This window comes from Woodsholea maritima DSM 17123 (assembly GCF_000382325.1).
In the GTDB taxonomy this organism is placed as follows: domain Bacteria; phylum Pseudomonadota; class Alphaproteobacteria; order Caulobacterales; family Maricaulaceae; genus Woodsholea; species Woodsholea maritima.
Genome location: NZ_KB908057.1, coordinates 315,570 through 333,424 on the forward strand (window position 1 = coordinate 315,570; position 17,855 = coordinate 333,424).

Here is a 17,855-nt window from a genome sequence, read left to right on the forward strand (position 1 = left end):
GTCCCCTCATGGTCTATGTCCGGTGACATAAGCCCAAGCGAGGGGCGAGAGTCCAGAAAAAACCCCCACAGGGCGGAGCCTGCGGGGGTGTTTTTCAAAGCGGTGAAGGCTTAGTGCATGGCTTTGACGATGCTTTCGGCCATTTTCTTCGCATCGCCCAGCAACATCATGGTGTTGTCGCGATAGAAGACGGGGTTTTCCACCCCAGCATAGCCAGAGCCCAGCGAGCGCTTGACGAACATTACCGTGCCCGCCTTCCAGACCTGAAGGACCGGCATGCCGTAAATCGGCGAAGAGGGATCATCCTCGGCGGCGGGATTGGTGACGTCATTGGCCCCGATGACGAAGGCGACATCGGCATTGGAGAAATCAGAATTGATGTCTTCCAACTCAAAGACTTCATCATAAGGCACTTGGGCTTCGGCCAGCAGTACATTCATATGACCCGGCATCCGGCCCGCCACGGGGTGAATGGCATAGGCGACATCAACGCCTTCGGCTTTGAGAGCGTCCGCCATTTCCTTCAAGGCATGTTGAGCCTGGGCCACCGCCATGCCATAGCCGGGCACGATGATGACTTTACCGGCATTTTTCATGATGAAGGCGGCATCTTCGGCAGAGCCTTGCTTGACGGAGCGATCAAGGTCTGCGCCCGCCGCGGCCACTGAGGTATCAGCACCAAAGCCCCCTAAAAGCACCGAGATGAAGGACCGGTTCATCCCCTTACACATGATGTAGGAGAGGATGGCCCCTGAGGAGCCCACAAGGGCACCGGTGACCAAAAGGGCGGTATTTTCCAAGGTGAAGCCCAAGGCCGCAGCAGCCCAGCCCGAATAGGAATTGAGCATGGAGACCACAACCGGCATATCCGCGCCCCCAATGGGGATGATGAGGAGGACGCCGAGGAAAAGCGCAATCAAGGTGATCAGCCAGAAGGCGGTTTTGTTTTCTCCCCCTGAAGCCGTCAGGAAGACGATAAAGACAAAGACCGCAATGCCCAGACCCAAATTCAGCCAATGCTGACCCTTAAAGATGATCGGCGCGCCGCTCATCAGGCCTTGTAGCTTCATAAAGGCGATGACCGAGCCCGAGAAGGTGATCGCCCCGATGGCGACGCCCAAGGAAAGCTCAATCAAAGACAAGGATTTAATCTTGTCGACGCCGATAGTGATGTGGAAGGCTTCAGGCTGGTACAGCGCCGCAATGGCGACCAAAACCGCTGACATCCCAACCAGGGAGTGGAAGGCGGCCACCAGCTGAGGCATGGCGGTCATGGGGATACGCTTGGCGATATAGGCCCCGACGCCGCCGCCGATGACGATGCCGCCCACGATCAGGGCAAAGCCCAGACCATCGGCCTTGACCAAGAGCAGCGAGGTGATGATGGCCACGGCCATCCCGGCCATGCCGAAATAATTACCCTGGCGGGCGGTTTCCGGGCTGGATAGCCCGCGCAAAGCCAGAATGAACAAGATACCTGAGCCCAGATAGAGAAGGGCCGCGAGATTGACGCTCATGGATCAGCCCTCCGTCTTTGGGGTGTCCGCCTTGGCGGGTTTATCTTTTTTCTTATACATGGCGAGCATGCGCTGGGTGACCATAAAGCCGCCAAAGATATTCACACTGGCGAGAATAATGGCGAGCGCGCCTGCCCCTTTGGCAAATTGCCCGCCGGCATTGGTCGCCGCCGCAGCGGTCGCGAGCAGCGCGCCCACGATAATGACCGATGAAATGGCGTTGGTGACACTCATCAAGGGCGTATGCAGCGCTGGGGTCACTGACCACACCACATAATAGCCCACAAAGATGGCCAGCACGAAGATGGCCAGGCGGAAGATAAAGGGATCTACGACTTCCATGGGGGGCTCCTATGCGCGAAGGCTGTCATGAACGATCTGACCATCACGGGTCAGGGTCATGGCTTTGATGACATCATCGTCCCAATGGGGCGCGAAGGCCCCGCTCTGATCTTTCAAGAGCGCGGAAAGATTGACGAAGTTCTTGGCTAAAAGCTGCGAGGCATCTGCGCCCAGGCGCGCGGGCAGATTGGTGTAACCGGCAATGGTCACACCATTATGCTCAACAAGAGTATCGGGCTGGGTCAGCTCACAATTGCCGCCCATGGCCGCGGCCAGGTCGATGATGACACTGCCGGGCTTCATGGTGTCGACCATCGCGGTCGAGATAAGGCGCGGGGCCGGGCGTCCGGGGATCAGCGCGGTGGTGACGACCACATCCTGCTTGGCGATATGGCTGGCGACCAGCGCGGCCTGCTTGGCCTGATATTCGGGGCTCATCGCTTTGGCATAGCCCGCCGAGGTCTCTGCGGCTTTGAATTCTTCATCCTCAACGGCGATGAATTTCGCGCCCAGCGAGGCGACTTGCTCTTTGGCGGCGGGGCGCACATCGGTGGCGGTGACAACCGCGCCCAGACGGCGTGCGGTGGCGATGGCCTGAAGGCCGGCAACGCCTGCGCCCATGATGAAGGCCTTTGCCGGGGCAATCGTACCGGCCGCCGTCATCATCATCGGGAAGGCGCGCCCATAGATGTGCGCGGCTTCGATAATCGCGCGATAGCCTGAAAGGTTGGACTGAGACGACAGCGCATCCATGGATTGGGCGCGGGTGATGCGCGGGGTCAATTCCATGGCCAACACCGTCAGGCCTTTATCGGCGCAGGTTTTGGCAAAATCTTGCGCGCTATGGGGCTCCATCAGGCCGATAATCATCGCGCCTTTGGGGATGGCGTCCAGATGAGCGTCATCCGGTCGGCGCACACATAGAACCAATTGAGTGTCGCCGGGAAGGGCGTTTAAGGCCCCGGTTTGGGCCCCTTCGCCTTCATACATCGCATCAGAGAAGCTCGCTTGTGCGCCCGCCCCTGATTCGACAAAGACCGTAGCCCCGGCCTTGATAAAGGTTTTGACGGTATCTGGCGTAGCCCCCACACGGGTTTCACCAGGCCATGTCTCTTTTAGAACTGCAATTTTCATACGGGCATTCCCCTCTTGCGGCGCGTGCCGTTGATCTCAAGATGGGGAAATATGCCGCAGGTGCAACCAAAAAAATAACCTCTGCCACTTTTGTGTGCAGAGGTTATTTTATACAATTGGTATTAAAGCTTACGCGCCGAACAGCGCCATGCCCCCGCCGATCACCAGGCCGATGAAGCCCGTGATGATGATCGTCGCCCAATAAGCAACGCCGCGTTTGAACATTAATCCACCAACCAGCGCCAAAGCTGCGCAGATGAAAAGATCGGTGAACCAAGCGACATGAGCACCAAAGTGCAGGACCGCGAACAAGATCACGACGCCTGTCACCAGGGTAGAATAGATGGAAACATCAATAAAACCTTGGAAGGTTTTGCTGTGCTCGGAGATGTCCATCTCACCGTGATGGTAATCCGCTGCCATGGGGGACTCCTTAACTTCAAAAAGACACGATTATGACGCGAGGTATCACGCCGGATAGATTTGGCCAAGTCTCATTCACCCTTTAAAGGCGCTTTCTTCAGTCTTTTCTTGGCGTTTTCCACCCTTCGATAAGGGCGTTGAGTGCCGCGATGACCGCTAAAGGCTGATCCAGGATCAAGTGATGACGGGCCTCGGGCACATCTATAAAGGGGCTATCTTTAAAAACCCCTTGCATATAGGTCCACAGTGGGTCGGGGACTAAATCAGATTGTGCCCCGCGTATAAAGGCCAAGGGCGCGCGTAAGGCCTTGGCGAGATCTTCCGGGGCCTGACGGGTCCAGGAGAGTTTCTGCCACAGCTGCGGGTCGAAATGCCACGTATAGCCGCCCTCGACAGGGTGCAGGGATCCGCGCGCGATATAATCGACCAGCCAGGTGTTCTCACACGCTTGTTCGGGCAGCAGGCGGAAGCGGGCCAAGGCCTCGTCGATGGTGGCATAAACGCGCCCCCCGCGCCGGGGCGGGCTTTCACTGCGTTGTTCGGATAAGGGCCGAAAGGGACTGTCCAAGATAATCGCGCGTGATAGGCGTTTGCCGTGCTCAATCGCGGCCATCATCGTGACAAAGCCGCCAAAGGAATGACCGACCAAAACCGGGCGCTCTTCGCCAGCAAAGGCTCCGCCCGCTTCGGCTGCGATCAGCGCGTCTTCGCCGTGTTGAGAGAGGTCATAGCCCTCGCGCCAGCCCGAATGCCCCATCCCGGCGAGGTCGATGGCGACCACCCTGCGTTCATTTTGCGCCAAAAAAGGACCCATCGCATCCCACCATCCCTTATGGGCTGTGCCGCCATGGATCAAAATAATGCAGTTTTTTTGTTTTTTTCCCCACGCCTTCCAGGCCAGATCAATGCCTTTATGGGTGACATGACCCGTTTCAAAGGGCGTTTTGAGCGCCTTTGTAAACCATTCAGGGGCCGCCATCCCTGAAGGTGATTCGTTAACGAGGGGCGGGTTTTGATCCTCTGGGACAGCCATTTTCTGGCTCCTTCCTTAACGCGTTTAGCTTTTGTAAAAGTCTGCGCCTGCTTTACGTTCACGTCAATCCTTACCAATGTAAGCAATGCTAAGGCTTTGTTTACCCTAATAATTTCCTACCGGCGCATAAACGTCAATTTTACGACTCCTGTCCCATAACGGCTCACACAACAAGCGGATGTCGGGGGCGCTCACGTGGAAAACCATGGGGCAAGCTCTTCTTCTCAATACTGAGACCGATACCCGTTAGCGACCGAAAAGGCGTGGGTGATGGCTAAAACAGTTCTGGTTGTCGATGACGACCCGACTCAACGCCGCTTAATGCAAGCGGTACTGGAAAAACAGGGACACCATCCCGAGACGGCTGACAGTGGGGAAGCCGCCTTGGATCGGGTCAAACGCGGTGGAGTGGACGTGGTTCTGCTCGATCTGGTTATGCCCGGCATGGATGGTATGGAGACGTTAGAGGCGCTCAATGCCCGCGAACCGGGCTTGCCGGTGATCGTTTTGACCGCCCATGGCGGTATTGAAACGGTGGTCAAGGCGATGCGTGCAGGCGCGGTGGATTTCTTCATCAAGCCCGCTAGCCCCGAACGCATTGCGGTCTCGATCCGCAACGCCTTTAAGGTGCGCGAGCTGACGGGGGAGGTCTCCCGGCTTAAGCGCATGCAAAGCGGCAAGTCGGACTTCAAAGACATGGTGGCAGGTGCTGCCGGGATGCGCCAGGTGGTGCGTTTGGGCGAACGCGCGGCAAAATCCAATATTCCGATTTTAATCACCGGGGAATCCGGGGTTGGTAAGGAATTGGTCGCACGCTCCATTCAGGCCGCGTCTGATCGGGCGGGAAAACCCTTCATCACGGTGAACTGCGGCGCTATTCCAGAAAATCTGGTGGAATCAACCTTGTTTGGTCACGAAAAAGGCGCGTTCACTGGCGCTGTGGCCAAGCATATGGGTAAATTCCAAGAGGCTGATGGCGGCACGCTCTTCCTGGATGAAATCGGTGAACTGCCCCTGGACATGCAGGTCAAACTGCTGCGCGCCCTGCAAGAAGGTGAAGTGGACCCGGTGGGCTCGAAAAAGCCCGTCAAGGTCGATGTGCGCATCATTTCGGCCACCAATCGCGATCTGGCCGAACAGGTCCGCGCCGGTCAATTCCGCGAAGATCTCTTCTACCGCTTGAACGTATTCCCGATTGAAGTGCCGGCCTTGCGTGAACGCAAGGATGATATGACCGCCCTGGTGCGTCACTTCATTGCGCGCTTCAACACGCAGGAAAACAAACAGATCATGGATGCCGACGCGGCCGCTATGGATCTGATGATGGCCTATGACTGGCCGGGCAATGTGCGCCAGCTGGAAAATATGGTCTTCCGCGCGGTGGTCTTATGCGATGGCGACTACCTGACCCCGCAGGACTTTCCGCAAATCTCGGGCATGACGCCCAGCTTTGCCGACGAGCCTGCGCCCGCACCGGTGCATCATGAAGCCCTGCCGGTCTTGCATGAAGCCCTGGAGGATGAGGCCGGGGATGATTTGGCCAAGGTCGACATTGTGGATGCGGGGGGCCATTTACGCCCGCTGGAATCCATCGAGCGTGACCTGATCCAGTTTGCGATTGAAACCTATTCTGGGCGAATGGCCGAAGTGGCCCGGCGTCTGGGCGTAGGGCGCTCCACGCTTTATCGCAAAGTGCGCGAATACGAATTAGACGTCGATAATTTCCGCGAGGCGGGTTAACCCCCCCCTGATCTGCCTTTCGAACTATCGGTCGATAAAAACGCGCTGGTCCCCCGCCAGCGCGTTTTTTGTTGGGGGGTGGCTAATTCCTGTCACCCCAAACTTGATTTGGGGTCCATGCCGTAAGAGTTGAGCTTGATTCTGATTGGTCAGAATAATCGTCAAAGTCACGGCCTGGATGCCAGATTAAATCTGGCATGACAGTTCTTTTTAATTCCTCGCTTAGCTTCGGGCGCGCGTTCGCGCTTGCGCCCCTTCGGGTCGACCTGTCATCCCCGACTTGATCGGGGATCTATGCGCGTTATCGGCATACTCAATAGATCCCGGATGTGCGCTTCGCTTCTCCGGGATGACAGTTCTTTTTTTTGCTGTCGTTGCGATGCGGGGATAGTTCACAAAAAGTCGCCCCCTCCGGTCCTATCGGACCACCTCCCCCGCTTCGCAGGGGAGGACAGGTCTCACACTTCGTCACCCCAGGGTCCATCAGCAAAGACGGCCCATCAGAGGCTTGCCCGAGCAGGCTTAAGACGCCTTGGCGTCTAAGCCGCCCGCAATGATTTGGAAGCGCGCCCGCGGATCTGGCGTCGCTTGAGGCGCAGGGGAGGGGGGAGCCATGGGTTCAGGGGCCGCTGGCGGCGTTGGCGCATGGGGTGCGCTATCGCCGACCACCAAGCGCGGGGTGAAGCCCTTTTTGACGGCCTTCTTGGCACCTTGGGGCAGGGCGCTTTGTGCCTCGCTCAGAACTGGCGTCTCAACCGCTTCGATCACATCGTCATGGATGTCGCGGCCATAGCTGCGGCGTGGTTGCGATTTCGATGTAAAGCTGGAGGTTTTGGACTTGAACGAGGAATAGCGTGGGCGATCTATGCCTTTGGCTTTACCTTTGGCCTTCTTCTCGATCTCTTTGAGCTTCAACGCTTGGCGAGCAGACAATGGCTCATCCAAAGCGCCTTTCTCGGGGTCATTAAACGCCGAGCCAAAGGTTTCCAGGCGATCTTCTAAGGAGGTGACAAAGTCCTCCTCCCACTCGCTGAAGGCGCGCGTGGGATCGTCCCCGCTGGTTATCAGCGCTTTGGCCCGGCGCAATTTCGCCAGGGCCTTACGCTTTTTCTTATCGTCTATATCGCGCGCCATGCGAACGAATATAGAACAAAATATCTTACTCGCCAAGAGCCCCGAGATATAATTCCAAGAGCGCTTCCATCTCCTGGCGCTCATGACGGTCTTGCTTGCGCAGGCGAATGACCTGGCGCAGGACCTTGACATCAAAGCCCATAGATTTGGCTTCGGCATAGACCTCTTTCATATCGGCCATGACGGCGGCTTTGTCTTCTTCCAGGCGCTCGATGCGGGCGACAAAGGCGCGGATCTGATCGCGCGCGCTGGCACCGATGGCATCAGAGACATCGCCTTCAGGGGCATAGGGGTCGGTTTCGGTCACCATGGGCGTTCTCCAGTCTTGCGCGCCCAAGGGCTTGGTCGCGTGGGGATGGGGTGGGCGTGCGTCATACGCGCCCCGGCCCCCCTTTGGCAAGGCGCCTCTTCGCCCCGGATCAGGAAAAGGGAAGGTCGCTGGCGGTTTTTAACGCCAGGCTGCGCGCTTCGCGGATCTGACTATCACTCAGATTTTCCGCGATAAATTCACGCTCATCACCGGGATGATCCACTAAAGACAGCGCCAGGCCCTGGGCCTGTCTTTGATCCAAAGATGTGTAAAGCGTATCTTGGCGCACCATGGAAAGGGCGACCGGCGCCCCTGACAGGCTCAACGCCCCATGGCGACTGACATAGGCCATCAAGGTTTCGGCCTGGCTGGGTAGGCCTTTGGCCGCATCGCGATCAAAGATCGGGCGGTCATAGGCCACGCCCAAAGTCTCCGTCACATCCATGATCGCCAATTGATCCTCATCGAGGAGATTCACAAAGACCTGGGCCTTTCCCATCGGATCGGGATGCAAGGTCGCGGGGATGGAGCCATAGGCCGCGATTTTCGCCGAATGGACCACGCTATAGCCCGATAGCGTGATGGCGAGCGTTGGTACGATCTGATCATCGCCAAATTTTTCGCGCAGGCGCCGGGGCGATGCATTCGATCCACAGGCGATCACCGCATGGCGCGGACGATGAAGGGCCTCAATTTCGGCCTGGGTCAGAAGGGTGCGCGCCTTGGCCTCGCCTTCAAAGACGCTGTCCTCTACATGGCTGGCATTCCAATGGAGTAGCGCCAGGGCCTGGCCGCGGATAAAGACAAAGCTCTCGCGCGGGGGCTCAAAGGGATAGGCCAAAGCATGATCAATGCGTGCCTCCAGCGCGGCGTGCTCGCTCATCTCATTACCCCTTTAGTCGGTTGAGGGCCTCGACAATCAGGCCTTGATGGCTGAAATGGAGGTTATGGCCCGCGCCGTCAATAAGGGTGAGGTGTACCTGATCACTCACCGCATCGAGCGCGCCCGAATGGCGCGCCGTCCACAGGACTTGATCGTGCGGCGCGGCCAGGATCACCGTGGGCACACTCAATTCAGGGTAACGGGTTTCCTGGGCCGCCAGATGGGCATTGACATCGGCCATGTCGCGGGCATTGGCGCGAAAGCGACGCGGATGCAGGATCAGGGCGAGATCAGAGTCTTCAATATAGCTCGCGGGTACGGGCTCGGGGTGGAAGGCATGGGCCACGCCCTTACCCAGCATCAAGGGACCGAGCAGGGGCGCGACCACATGGCTGATCAGCCAGCCGATCAGGGGCCAGTGGGTGGCTTTGTTATACCAGGCCGCTTCGCCTACGCCCGCGCGCAGGGCCGGAGCAATCAGGAGCTGACCTTTGAAGAGGTGAGGGTGATCGAGCGCACAGCGCATGGCAATCGCCCCGCCCCAGGAATGCCCCACGATCAGCACATCCTTTAGGCCCTTGGCCGCCATAAAGTCTGTGATCAATTGGGCCTCACGCTGGGGCGTCCAAGGCCCAGGGGGTCGTGTGGAATGGCCAAGGCCCGGGCGATCGAGATAGATGGCATGGAAATCATTTAAGTGACCGTTCAGTGCCAGATAAGGATCGCGCAGATTACTGATCGCGCCATGCAGGATCACAACGCTTTGCTGTTGGGGATCGCCTGTCTCGATATAATGAAGGCGTGCCTCCTGAAGTTCTAAGACGCGAGCTTCCATATCCGCTTATAAGGCCCGCCCGGCGGCGGCGGACTCCAGACGCTCCACGCCGTTACGCGCCCGCGGATGGAGGGGGAAGATTTTTAAGGCCTCTTTATAGGCCTCCAGCGCGCCTTCCGGGCTCTCGGCGCGTTCCAGGACATTGCCTAGCATGACATAGGCATCAAATCGGTTGGGTTCTAACACCAGGGCGCGTTCCAAGGCTTCCATGGCGAAGGTCCAATCGGCGCGCGCGGCGGCGGTTTCAGCGGTGCGGATCCAGCCTTCAGACAGCTCTGGTTCCAATTGGCGCACATAATGATATTGGCGCTCGGCCAGCGTCCATTCGCCGGCCTGGGCGGCCATGCGGCCGCGATCAAGCATATACTGCGCGGTATCGCCGCCTTGTTGTTCCCACAGCGAGATGACCTCTGCGGCCAGCGCGTTGGCTTCATCTTCGTTGGTGCTGGCTTTGAGGGCCGCCAAGCGCTCGGCTAAACGCGCTTGCGGGCTAAGGCTCGATGTGCCTTGAGGGGGGCTCAGATCAATAGAGCGCTCCTGCCCCGGCGCTGCGGGGGCGGGCTGAACCATCAACAGAAGGGCACTGAACCAGATCATCGCCCCAGCTTACGGGGACATTTTAAAGAAACCAATGGGCAAAGGCGGTCGCGGATGAATTTTCACGCGCGTTTGGGTCTAAACCGGCAGGCCGCGCTCTTGCATATCTTTGCGCAAGGTTTCGGCATCGACAAAGCGTACCGCCTGGAAGCCACAGCGGATGGCCGCATCGACATTATCTTGGCGATCATCGACGAACAGGGTCTCGCCGGGTTTGGAGGCGATTCGCTTCTTGGTCAGCTCATAGATTTTGGGATCGGGCTTAACCAAGCCTTCTTCGCCGGAGACCACCGTATGGAGGAGCTTTTGCGTGAAGGGATAGATCCCCATCACGGCGGGCCATTTTTCCGCCGGCATATTGGTCAGGGCATATTGCGGCACGCCGGCTGCGTCCAGGGTTTCGAAAAGCTCCAAAACCCCAGGCATCGTTCCGTCAAACATCTCTAACCAGCGCACATCCCAGGCGCGGATCAAAGCTTCTTTATCCGGATGGCGTACAACCAAAGCGGCACGATTGTCGGCCATGGTGACACCGCGATCATGATAGGTGTGCCAGTCCATGGTACAAACGCCGTTGAGAAAGTCCTCAACGGCGTTTGGGTCTTCAATCAGCGTTTTGTAAAGCCGTTTAGGATCCCAGCGCACAAGGGTGTTGCCGATATCCCAAAGCAGGGCTGTTGCACGCGGCAAGCTACGCGCCGCGCTCATCACACCTAACCAGCGCGCGCTTTAAAGCGTGGGTCGGTTTTGTTGATCACGTATACGCGGCCACGGCGACGCACCACCTGGCAATCGCGGTGGCGGTTTTTCAAAGAACGAATAGAGCTGCGGACTTTCATGGTTTCGCGCCTGTCTTGAGTAAATGTCTTCTTTGGCCTAGTGCCGTCTTTGGGTCGGGCCCAAATTTGAAGCGCGGTGATTACGCGATGGTGGGCGCAGAGTCAACACACCAGCACTGCAAACAAGGCAAATTTCATACGCGCAAAGGCGCGCGCGTCTAGGCGCTGTCGCTTTTTTGCATCGCGCGTGAAGCTTTATCGCGCCTGATGCGTTTTGCCCAGGGTCCACAACATTCTCAGCTTGGGTTCATATCGCCATGGCTTATACTTGGCCCAACGTCTTTAAACTTCGGGGAGATCGCCTATGACGGCCAAACACCAAACTTTGCGTGCGCTTATGGTGGCTTTGGCCCTAGGCAGTGCCCTGACGGCCCCGGTCATGGCGCAGGATCAGCCCTTTGAAACCTGGTCGCGTGACTTTCAGGCGCGTCTGATTGATCGCGGGGTCGATCGCGCCATTGTCGCGTCTATGTTTGATGGGATCGAGCCTGATCCGCGCATTATTGAACGTGATCGCAGCCAGCCCGAATTCGTGCGCCCGATTTGGGAATATATCGCCGGGGCGGCCTCTGAAGATCGCGCCGCCAAGGGACGGCTCGCGCAAATCCGCGAGATTGAAGCGCTGAATGCCATTGAAGCGCGCTATGAGGTGGATCGCCATATCCTAACGGCGATTTGGGGCCTGGAAAGCGCCTATGGTGAGATCCAGGGCACCAATGACATTGTACGTGCATTGGCGACCTTGGCCTGGGAAGGGCGTCGTCGCCAATGGGCCGAAGATCAGCTCTATGCCGTGACGCGCATGCTGGATCGCGGCTGGGCCACGCGCGATCAGTTAAAAGGCTCATGGGCTGGGGCGATGGGCCAGACCCAATTTATCCCGACGACGTATCTAGAGCGCGCGCAAGATCTCGATAATGATGGCGACCGTGATATCTGGGGGGATGCGGGCGATGCCCTGGCCTCGGCGGCGGCCTTGTTAAACCGGGGCGGTTGGCAGGCGAATGCGCCGGTGGTGATCGAAGTCACGCTGGGTGAGGATTTCAACTGGTCAGTGTGGAATGAAACCGGATGGAAGCCTGTTTCAGAGTGGGCCGCTTTAGGCGTTGCTCGCCAGGGAAGCTTGCCCTGGGATGAGTATTTGCTCAATCGCCGCGCCAAATTGAACGCCCCTGCGGGCGCGCGCGGTCCGGCCTTCTTGACCTTTGATAATTTTGAAGCGATCAAGCATTATAATAATTCCACCGCCTATGCGCTGGGTGTGGCGTATCTCGCCAGCAAGCTGGGCTCTGGCCCGGACATAGTTGGTGAATGGCCGCTGGATAACCCCCCGCTCAACCGCGCGCAATCGCAAGCCATGCAAGAAGCGCTGGTTGATCTGGGCTATGATCCGGGCGGCGTGGACGGCATTGTCGGGCCGAATACTCGCCGGGCTATCCGCGCCTTTCAGGCCGCTGAGGGCATGACGCCGGATGGCTATGCGGGCGCAGAGGTACATGGGCGAATTTTGCGCAAGGCCGGACGTACTTAAAGCGTTTAGGCGCGGGTGCGGCGCACCGCCGGGTGAAGGAAGGCCAGCGCCAAGGCCCCCAGGGCTAAAGCCATGTTCAGCTCAAACGGGGTGGAGGGGCCAAAGCTTTGATAGAGCCAAAGCCCGAAGATCGGCGCCAGCATAAAGCCGAGCCCGGCTGTGGCGGTGGTGATCCCGGCCGCGCGCCCCTGCTCTTCAGGGTTCACCGCCAATGAAGCCCCGCCGGTAAAGCCAGACCGCGCCAGACCAAAGCCCAAGCTTAAAATCATATAGCCGACAATGATCAAAGGATAATGGTTGGCCAGCGCGATGACGCCATTGCCGATCAGGGTGAAGGCTGCGCCCGCGCTCATCAAAATTCGCGGCGACAGATTAAGCGTTGGGATCAGCACCAATTGCGCAAAGATCAAGGCCGCCGCGCCGCTGGTCAACGCAATCCCGCCCATGCGTAGTCCCTCGGCGGTGTCAAACTGCAGCCGGTCCATAATGTAGAAGGTGAGGGTCTGTAGACTGCTCGCCTGGGTCAGCCACAACGCACAGCCATAGATGACAAAGGCTGTCAGGCGCGGATCCAGCGCGAATTTAAACTGCTCAATCGGATTGATCGGGCGGCTTTGAACTTTGGGCGGTGATTTTTCGGGCAAAAAGGTATGAACGGCAAAGGCCCCGCCCGCCACGATGATCGCAGCCGCCAACATAAAGGGGGCAATGCCGATCCTTTCCGCTAAGGCAGCGGCCAGGGCTGGGCCGATAACGCCGCCCAAACCAAAAGCCGCCGTCAGGCTGGCCAGCTCTTTGGTGCGTTCCTGGGCGCTGGTACGATCAGCAACATAGGCCTGGGCCGAAGGATTTGTGGCCGATCCCATACCCCCAAAGATCGAGCGCGCCAGAGCCATAATGGCAATGGCCCCTAAGGGCGCGACCAGATGGGCTTGGCCCAAATAGGCCCCCAGCGCGAAGACTAAAGTGGATCCAGAAAATGAGGTCAGGCCCAGCACGATAAGGGGGCGACGCCCATAGCGGTCAGAGAGTGCGCCCCAAATCGGGCTCATCAATAAAAAAAGTAACGCAGAGATTGTGTAGATCGCCCCGACGAAAACTTTCGCCACGCCCAGCTCATTGGCCAGGGGCGGCAGAATGGCGAACAACATGGAATTGCCGATGCCGGTAATCATCAAGCAGATGAAAAGCAAACGGAATGCACGTTTTCTGATGTGTGGGGCCGAGGGGTTGGCCGGGTCATAAACGGGGGTCATGGCGAGGATGTAAGGGGTGCGCGTGCCTTTGTCCATCACCGGAAAAACCCCTGAAGTGTAAATGCTTTGTGAAGGGGCGATCAACCTCACCTTAAGCATCCTGGGCTATGGTGCGTCTCGAAACGGGACGTGTGGGTGATAAGAGCCAGAAGGCCAGCCTGTTGTGGTGCGTCCAAGAAGTGGAGTGGTGGTTCGATGTTTCAGATCATCGGCATCGTCGTGGTGTTCGTTATGGTCTTCGGGGGGTATGTGCTCGCCGGGGGTAAGTTCGGTGTGATCCTCAAGGCGTTGCCCTTTGAGTTGATGATGATCGGCGGCTCCGCTGTGGGTGCGTTCTTGATTGGTAATCCGCCCTCTACGATTGGCGCGACGGCTGGGGGCTTTGGTAAGATCTTTGCCGGGGCCAAGTGGAAGAAGAAGGATTATGAAGACCTTCTCTGCCTTTTATTCCAGCTGACCAAAACCATGAAGACCAAGGGTGTGATCGCGCTGGAAGCGCATATCGAAAATCCGCATGAAAGCTCGATCTTTTCCAAATATCCCAAGATTGAGAAGGATCACTTCGCAATTGATCTGATCTGCGACACCTTGCGCATGATGACGATGAATTTGGAAGATCCCCATCAGGTTGAAGATCACATCGAAAAACAGATTGAAAAACACCACCATGAAGCCGGTGCTGGGGCCCATGCCATTCAGCAGATGGCCGATGGTTTGCCTGCGCTGGGGATTGTGGCGGCGGTGTTGGGCGTTGTGAAAACCATGTCGGCGATCTCTGAACCGCCCACCGTTTTGGGGGGTATGATCGGGGGTGCCCTGGTGGGAACTTTCCTGGGCGTGTTCTTAGCCTATGGTTTTGTGGGTCCGTTCTCGGCCGTTTTGACGGCCATCGTCGATGAAGAAGGTGAATATTATAAAGTGATCAAGGCGGTCTTGGTCGCACACCTTCATGGCAACGCACCGCAGATCTCTGTTGAGATTGGCCGCGGTCTGGTGCCCAGCAAGATGCAGCCTAGCTTTGCGACACTTGAAGAAACGCTCAATAATCTCACCATGGAAGCCTAAGATAAAAGATTCGGGGAGACGGGAGAGAGAGGTGAAGACACCCTTCTCGTCATCGCAAAAACAACGCCTCATGCACAGCCTGCATGAGGCGTTGTTTTTTTAGACGTATCGCGTTGCTGTTACCAAGGATTCACCCTAGTCTTGCTTTATTGCACCAATCGGTAGAGCTGTGAGACATGACGATGGGTCTGGACTTTTTTTTGGGGCCGATTGGCCTGATGGCTCTGATCTTTGATGTGTGGGCTATCCTTAGTATCGGTGAGAGCCGCGCACCGCGCGGTTTAAAAGCCTTCTGGATTACCATTATTCTGATTTTCCCTATTATAGGCTTTCTCGCCTGGCTGATTTTAGGCCCGCGCGCGGCCGATCGCCCGATTTTTTAGCTCTGCGCAGAGATGCCTCTATGCTCTTGTCGGATCGACAGAGCAAAACTAGGTAAGACGCATGAAAATCGCAGACGTAGATATCTTCTTTTTACCGGGTCTTGGCGGATCAAGCCAAGACCATTGGCAAAGCCGCTGGGCGGCCAAAATGGCCAATGGCCAGATCATCGCCCAAGATGATTGGCATAAACCCCAAAAGGACCGTTGGGTCGACACGGTTGTGCGTGCCGTCGAAGAGGCTCAACGCCCTGTGGTCCTGGTGGGGCATTCTGTGGGTGTGCTGACAGCGGTCCATGCCGCACCACATTTTAGGCCCGGTCAGGTCGTGGGTGCCTTTCTGGTGGGGGTTTCCGATTGGGAGCGTCCCAAACTGGCAGAGATTGCCGGCGATCATGGCTTTGCGCCCATTCCGCGCACGCGCCTACCTTTCCCTTCTCATCTGATGGCCAGCCGTAATGACCCGACCTGTGACTTTGACAAGTCTGAAGACCTAGCAGCCGCCTGGGGGGCGAGCCTGGGTGATGCCCAAGACGCTGGGCATTTCGAGGTGGAAAGCGGCCATGGCCCTTGGCCGGAAGGCTTGATGTCCTTTGCCAGCTTTATGCGTTCGCTTTAAGCGATGGGCGCGCCCAATGAGCCCCTTTCCGGTGAGACCCTTTATTGTCCGGCCCCGGATCTAGATTGGTCTCAGCCCGGCGGGCCGCGCGCGCGCGATTATGGCGACATTTATTTCTCGGTTGACAATGGCCTAGAAGAAACCCAACAGGTGTTCTTGAAGGGCTGTGGCCTGCCCGAGCGCTGGCATGATCGCGATCAGTTCACCGTTGCGGAGCTGGGCTTTGGCACGGGGCTCAACTTTCTTTCGCTCTGGGATCTCTGGCGTAAAACCCGTAAACCTCATCAGCGCCTGCATTTTGTCAGCCTGGAGGGCCGCCCGCTTACAAAGGCGCAGATTGAACGCGCCTGGCAGGATTGGCCGCAGATCGCCCCTCTGGCTGACAGCCTCCTCCCGCTCTGGCCCAGTGCCCATAAAGGCCCGCACCGCATCCGTTTGGATGAAGATAATTTGACGCTCACCGTGTTTCATGACGAAGCCAGCGAAGCGCTGAGGGATATGAATTTCAAAGCGGATGCTTGGTTCCTCGATGGTTTCGCACCGGCGAAAAATCCTGCGATGTGGAATGAGACGGTCTTGGGTCATATGGCGCGCTTAAGCGCGCCAGGGGCGATGGTCGCAACCTTTACCGTTGCGGGCAGTGTGCGCCGGGGCCTCAGCGATGTGGGCTTTAACGTCTCCAAACAGCCCGGCTTTGGGCGCAAGCGCGAACGCTTGGAAGCGATTTATGAAGGCGAGGCGCGTGTTCGCCCACAAACGCCCTTTCCTGTCATCGCGCCGCGATCTGGCCGCGTTACGATTATCGGCGGCGGCATTGCCGCGGCCAGCCTGGTTCATGCGGCCCGCACGCGCGGGCGAGAGCTGAGTGTGATCGCCGAAGGCGGCTGGGCGGCCGGGGCCTCAGGCGCGCCCTTGGGGCTTTTCACCCCGCGCTTAGAGGCCGGGGATCGCCCTCATCAACGCTTTGCACTCTCCGCGTTTTATTTTGCCCGTCGGCTCTATCAATCCTTTCCTGAGGCCTTTTTCGCCACGGGCGTGGCGCGCATGGCCAAGGATGATGCGGGTTTTAAGCGCTTGGCCCGCCTGGCCGAACTGATGGGGCCGGGCTATGAAGCCCTGTCGGCGCAAGATCTCAGCGCCAAGACCGGGCTCGCTTGTGAGTATCCTGGCCTGTGGATGGCCGATTCGGGATATTTCAAACCGCGAGCGCTGGTGCAGGCTGTGGCCGGAGATGTGGCACCTATAGATGCACGCGCAGCGCGTGTAGAGCGCAAGGGCGATCTTTGGCAGGTTTTTGACCCCCAGGGCACGATGTTGAGTGAAGCTGAAACGGTGATTCTCGCCGGCGGTGGCTATCTGCAAGACCTTGCCGAGCCCCATGTGGAGCCCTCGCGCGGTCAGGCCTTTGTCTATCGCACATCTCAGCGTGATCGTGCGCCCGTGACCTGGGGCGGATATGGCATCGGTCATGATGGGGCGCTGCTATTGGGCTCCACCCATGAAAAGGGCGAAGACTTTTTATCTCTTGAAGAGGCTCGCCATTCAATTGAAGCTGATATTGAAGCGCATTGTCCGGCATTGATGGCTTTGACGTCGGGCCAAGCCCCCGATCAGGCTTGGCGCGCGATTCGGGCTGCGACGCCTGATCATCTACCCCTTTTGGGGCCGGTCGTCGGCGAGGGGTATAACGAGGCTTGGCGCGCGTTCGCGCAAGGCCAAGCTATCCATAAGGCTCAAAGCTCCCATGACGAGGGTATGTGTCAGGGCCTGATCCAGCTGGGGGCTTTAGGCTCGCGCGGCTTTGCCCATGCGCCTTTGATGGCCGAAGCGATTCTCGCCTATCTTTGTGATGAACCCGATGTGCTCTCGCCCTCATCCGCGATCAGCATCCATACCGCACGGTTTTCCTGGCGCGCCCTCAAGCGCGGGGCTTGATCAAAATTCAGTCTCAGAACGGGACAACGATCCAAACCGCAATCAATATGAGTCTCAAGGCGGGGCGCATCATAGAGGCTGATATGAAGCTCTAGGGGGCCCATTTGCACGCCAATGCTGTGCGCGGGCCAGCTTAAATGTATCGCAAGTGCGCTGATTATACATACACATAAAAGGCTTAGCGAGAGTGTGGTTCTATAGTGTGCCATCAAAGAGCCCCTGCTTGACCGCGGACATCCATAAGATGCGCGAAGCTTCGGCTTTAGATGCAGCTTGGCGTTA

The 17,855-nt window shown here is 57.9% G+C and carries 19 protein-coding genes; 6 read left to right on the plus strand and 13 right to left on the minus strand.

Annotated elements, in window-relative coordinates; genetic code table 11:
- Positions 1 to 110: 110 nt before the first annotated feature.
- From H151_RS0107020 to H151_RS0107040, 5 genes are all read right to left on the minus strand, one after another.
- A complete protein-coding gene (locus H151_RS0107020) occupies positions 111 to 1,517 on the minus strand; it encodes an NAD(P)(+) transhydrogenase (Re/Si-specific) subunit beta (RefSeq protein WP_019960943.1) in 1,407 nt (468 codons plus the stop codon).
- Between the two features lie 3 nt (positions 1,518 to 1,520).
- Positions 1,521 to 1,859, minus strand: coding sequence for a proton-translocating transhydrogenase family protein (locus tag H151_RS0107025; protein WP_019960944.1), 339 nt, complete (start codon positions 1,857 to 1,859; stop codon positions 1,521 to 1,523).
- Between the two features lie 9 nt (positions 1,860 to 1,868).
- Positions 1,869 to 2,993: a Re/Si-specific NAD(P)(+) transhydrogenase subunit alpha gene (locus H151_RS0107030; RefSeq protein WP_019960945.1), complete on the minus strand. Its 1,125-nt coding sequence runs from the start codon at positions 2,991 to 2,993 to the stop codon at positions 1,869 to 1,871.
- Between the two features lie 129 nt (positions 2,994 to 3,122).
- A complete protein-coding gene (locus tag H151_RS0107035) occupies positions 3,123 to 3,416 on the minus strand; it encodes an aa3-type cytochrome c oxidase subunit IV (RefSeq protein WP_019960946.1) in 294 nt (97 codons plus the stop codon).
- Between the two features lie 97 nt (positions 3,417 to 3,513).
- Entirely contained in the window at positions 3,514 to 4,449 is a 936-nt protein-coding gene (locus H151_RS0107040; RefSeq protein WP_019960947.1) for an alpha/beta fold hydrolase, read from the minus strand.
- A gap of 270 nt (positions 4,450 to 4,719) precedes the next feature.
- On the opposite strand from H151_RS0107040, the gene H151_RS0107045 reads away from it, so the two are divergent.
- On the plus strand, positions 4,720 to 6,189 hold the full coding sequence (locus tag H151_RS0107045) for a sigma-54-dependent transcriptional regulator (RefSeq protein ID WP_019960948.1): 1,470 nt from the start codon (positions 4,720 to 4,722) through the stop codon (positions 6,187 to 6,189).
- 522 nt (positions 6,190 to 6,711) lie between these two features.
- On the opposite strand, the gene H151_RS17725 is transcribed toward H151_RS0107045, so the two are convergent.
- The 7 genes from H151_RS17725 to ykgO form a co-directional block, all read right to left on the minus strand.
- Positions 6,712 to 7,323 (minus strand): hypothetical protein, encoded by a 612-nt coding sequence (locus tag H151_RS17725; RefSeq protein ID WP_019960949.1) that lies wholly within the window; start codon positions 7,321 to 7,323, stop codon positions 6,712 to 6,714.
- A gap of 25 nt (positions 7,324 to 7,348) precedes the next feature.
- On the minus strand, positions 7,349 to 7,633 hold the full coding sequence (locus tag H151_RS0107055) for a DUF2312 domain-containing protein (RefSeq protein WP_019960950.1): 285 nt from the start codon (positions 7,631 to 7,633) through the stop codon (positions 7,349 to 7,351).
- Between the two features lie 109 nt (positions 7,634 to 7,742).
- Positions 7,743 to 8,516, minus strand: coding sequence for a hypothetical protein (locus H151_RS0107060; RefSeq protein ID WP_019960951.1), 774 nt, complete (start codon positions 8,514 to 8,516; stop codon positions 7,743 to 7,745).
- A 4-nt stretch (positions 8,517 to 8,520) separates the two neighbouring features.
- Entirely contained in the window at positions 8,521 to 9,351 is an 831-nt protein-coding gene (locus tag H151_RS0107065; protein WP_019960952.1) for an alpha/beta fold hydrolase, read from the minus strand.
- Between the two features lie 6 nt (positions 9,352 to 9,357).
- A complete protein-coding gene (locus H151_RS0107070) occupies positions 9,358 to 9,948 on the minus strand; it encodes a tetratricopeptide repeat protein (protein WP_019960953.1) in 591 nt (196 codons plus the stop codon).
- 78 nt (positions 9,949 to 10,026) lie between these two features.
- On the minus strand, positions 10,027 to 10,656 hold the full coding sequence (locus H151_RS0107075) for an HAD family hydrolase (RefSeq protein ID WP_019960954.1): 630 nt from the start codon (positions 10,654 to 10,656) through the stop codon (positions 10,027 to 10,029).
- Between the two features lie 5 nt (positions 10,657 to 10,661).
- On the minus strand, positions 10,662 to 10,787 hold the full coding sequence (gene ykgO / locus H151_RS0107080; protein WP_019960955.1) for a type B 50S ribosomal protein L36: 126 nt from the start codon (positions 10,785 to 10,787) through the stop codon (positions 10,662 to 10,664).
- Between the two features lie 304 nt (positions 10,788 to 11,091).
- Here ykgO and H151_RS0107085 point away from each other — a divergent pair, with 304 nt between their 5' ends.
- Positions 11,092 to 12,318, plus strand: a complete 1,227-nt coding sequence (locus tag H151_RS0107085) for a lytic murein transglycosylase (RefSeq protein WP_019960956.1) — start codon at positions 11,092 to 11,094, stop codon at positions 12,316 to 12,318.
- Between the two features lie 5 nt (positions 12,319 to 12,323).
- Here the strand turns inward: H151_RS0107085 and H151_RS0107090 are convergent, their stop codons facing one another.
- Positions 12,324 to 13,610 carry an MFS transporter gene (locus H151_RS0107090; RefSeq protein WP_019960957.1) on the minus strand — a complete coding sequence of 429 codons (1,287 nt, stop codon included), beginning with the start codon at positions 13,608 to 13,610 and terminating at the stop codon, positions 12,324 to 12,326.
- 159 nt (positions 13,611 to 13,769) lie between these two features.
- On the opposite strand from H151_RS0107090, the gene motA reads away from it, so the two are divergent.
- From motA to mnmD, 4 genes are all read left to right on the plus strand, one after another.
- On the plus strand, positions 13,770 to 14,639 hold the full coding sequence (motA, locus tag H151_RS0107095) for a flagellar motor stator protein MotA (protein WP_019960958.1): 870 nt from the start codon (positions 13,770 to 13,772) through the stop codon (positions 14,637 to 14,639).
- A gap of 176 nt (positions 14,640 to 14,815) precedes the next feature.
- On the plus strand, positions 14,816 to 15,022 hold the full coding sequence (locus H151_RS0107100; protein ID WP_019960959.1) for a PLDc N-terminal domain-containing protein: 207 nt from the start codon (positions 14,816 to 14,818) through the stop codon (positions 15,020 to 15,022).
- Positions 15,023 to 15,083: 61 nt separating this feature from the next.
- The gene (locus H151_RS0107105; protein ID WP_019960960.1) at positions 15,084 to 15,638 is read left to right on the plus strand and encodes an RBBP9/YdeN family alpha/beta hydrolase; all 555 of its coding nucleotides are present in this window, start codon (positions 15,084 to 15,086) and stop codon (positions 15,636 to 15,638) included.
- Between the two features lie 3 nt (positions 15,639 to 15,641).
- A complete protein-coding gene (mnmD, locus tag H151_RS15785) occupies positions 15,642 to 17,573 on the plus strand; it encodes a tRNA (5-methylaminomethyl-2-thiouridine)(34)-methyltransferase MnmD (RefSeq protein ID WP_019960961.1) in 1,932 nt (643 codons plus the stop codon).
- Positions 17,574 to 17,855: the final 282 nt, after the last annotated feature.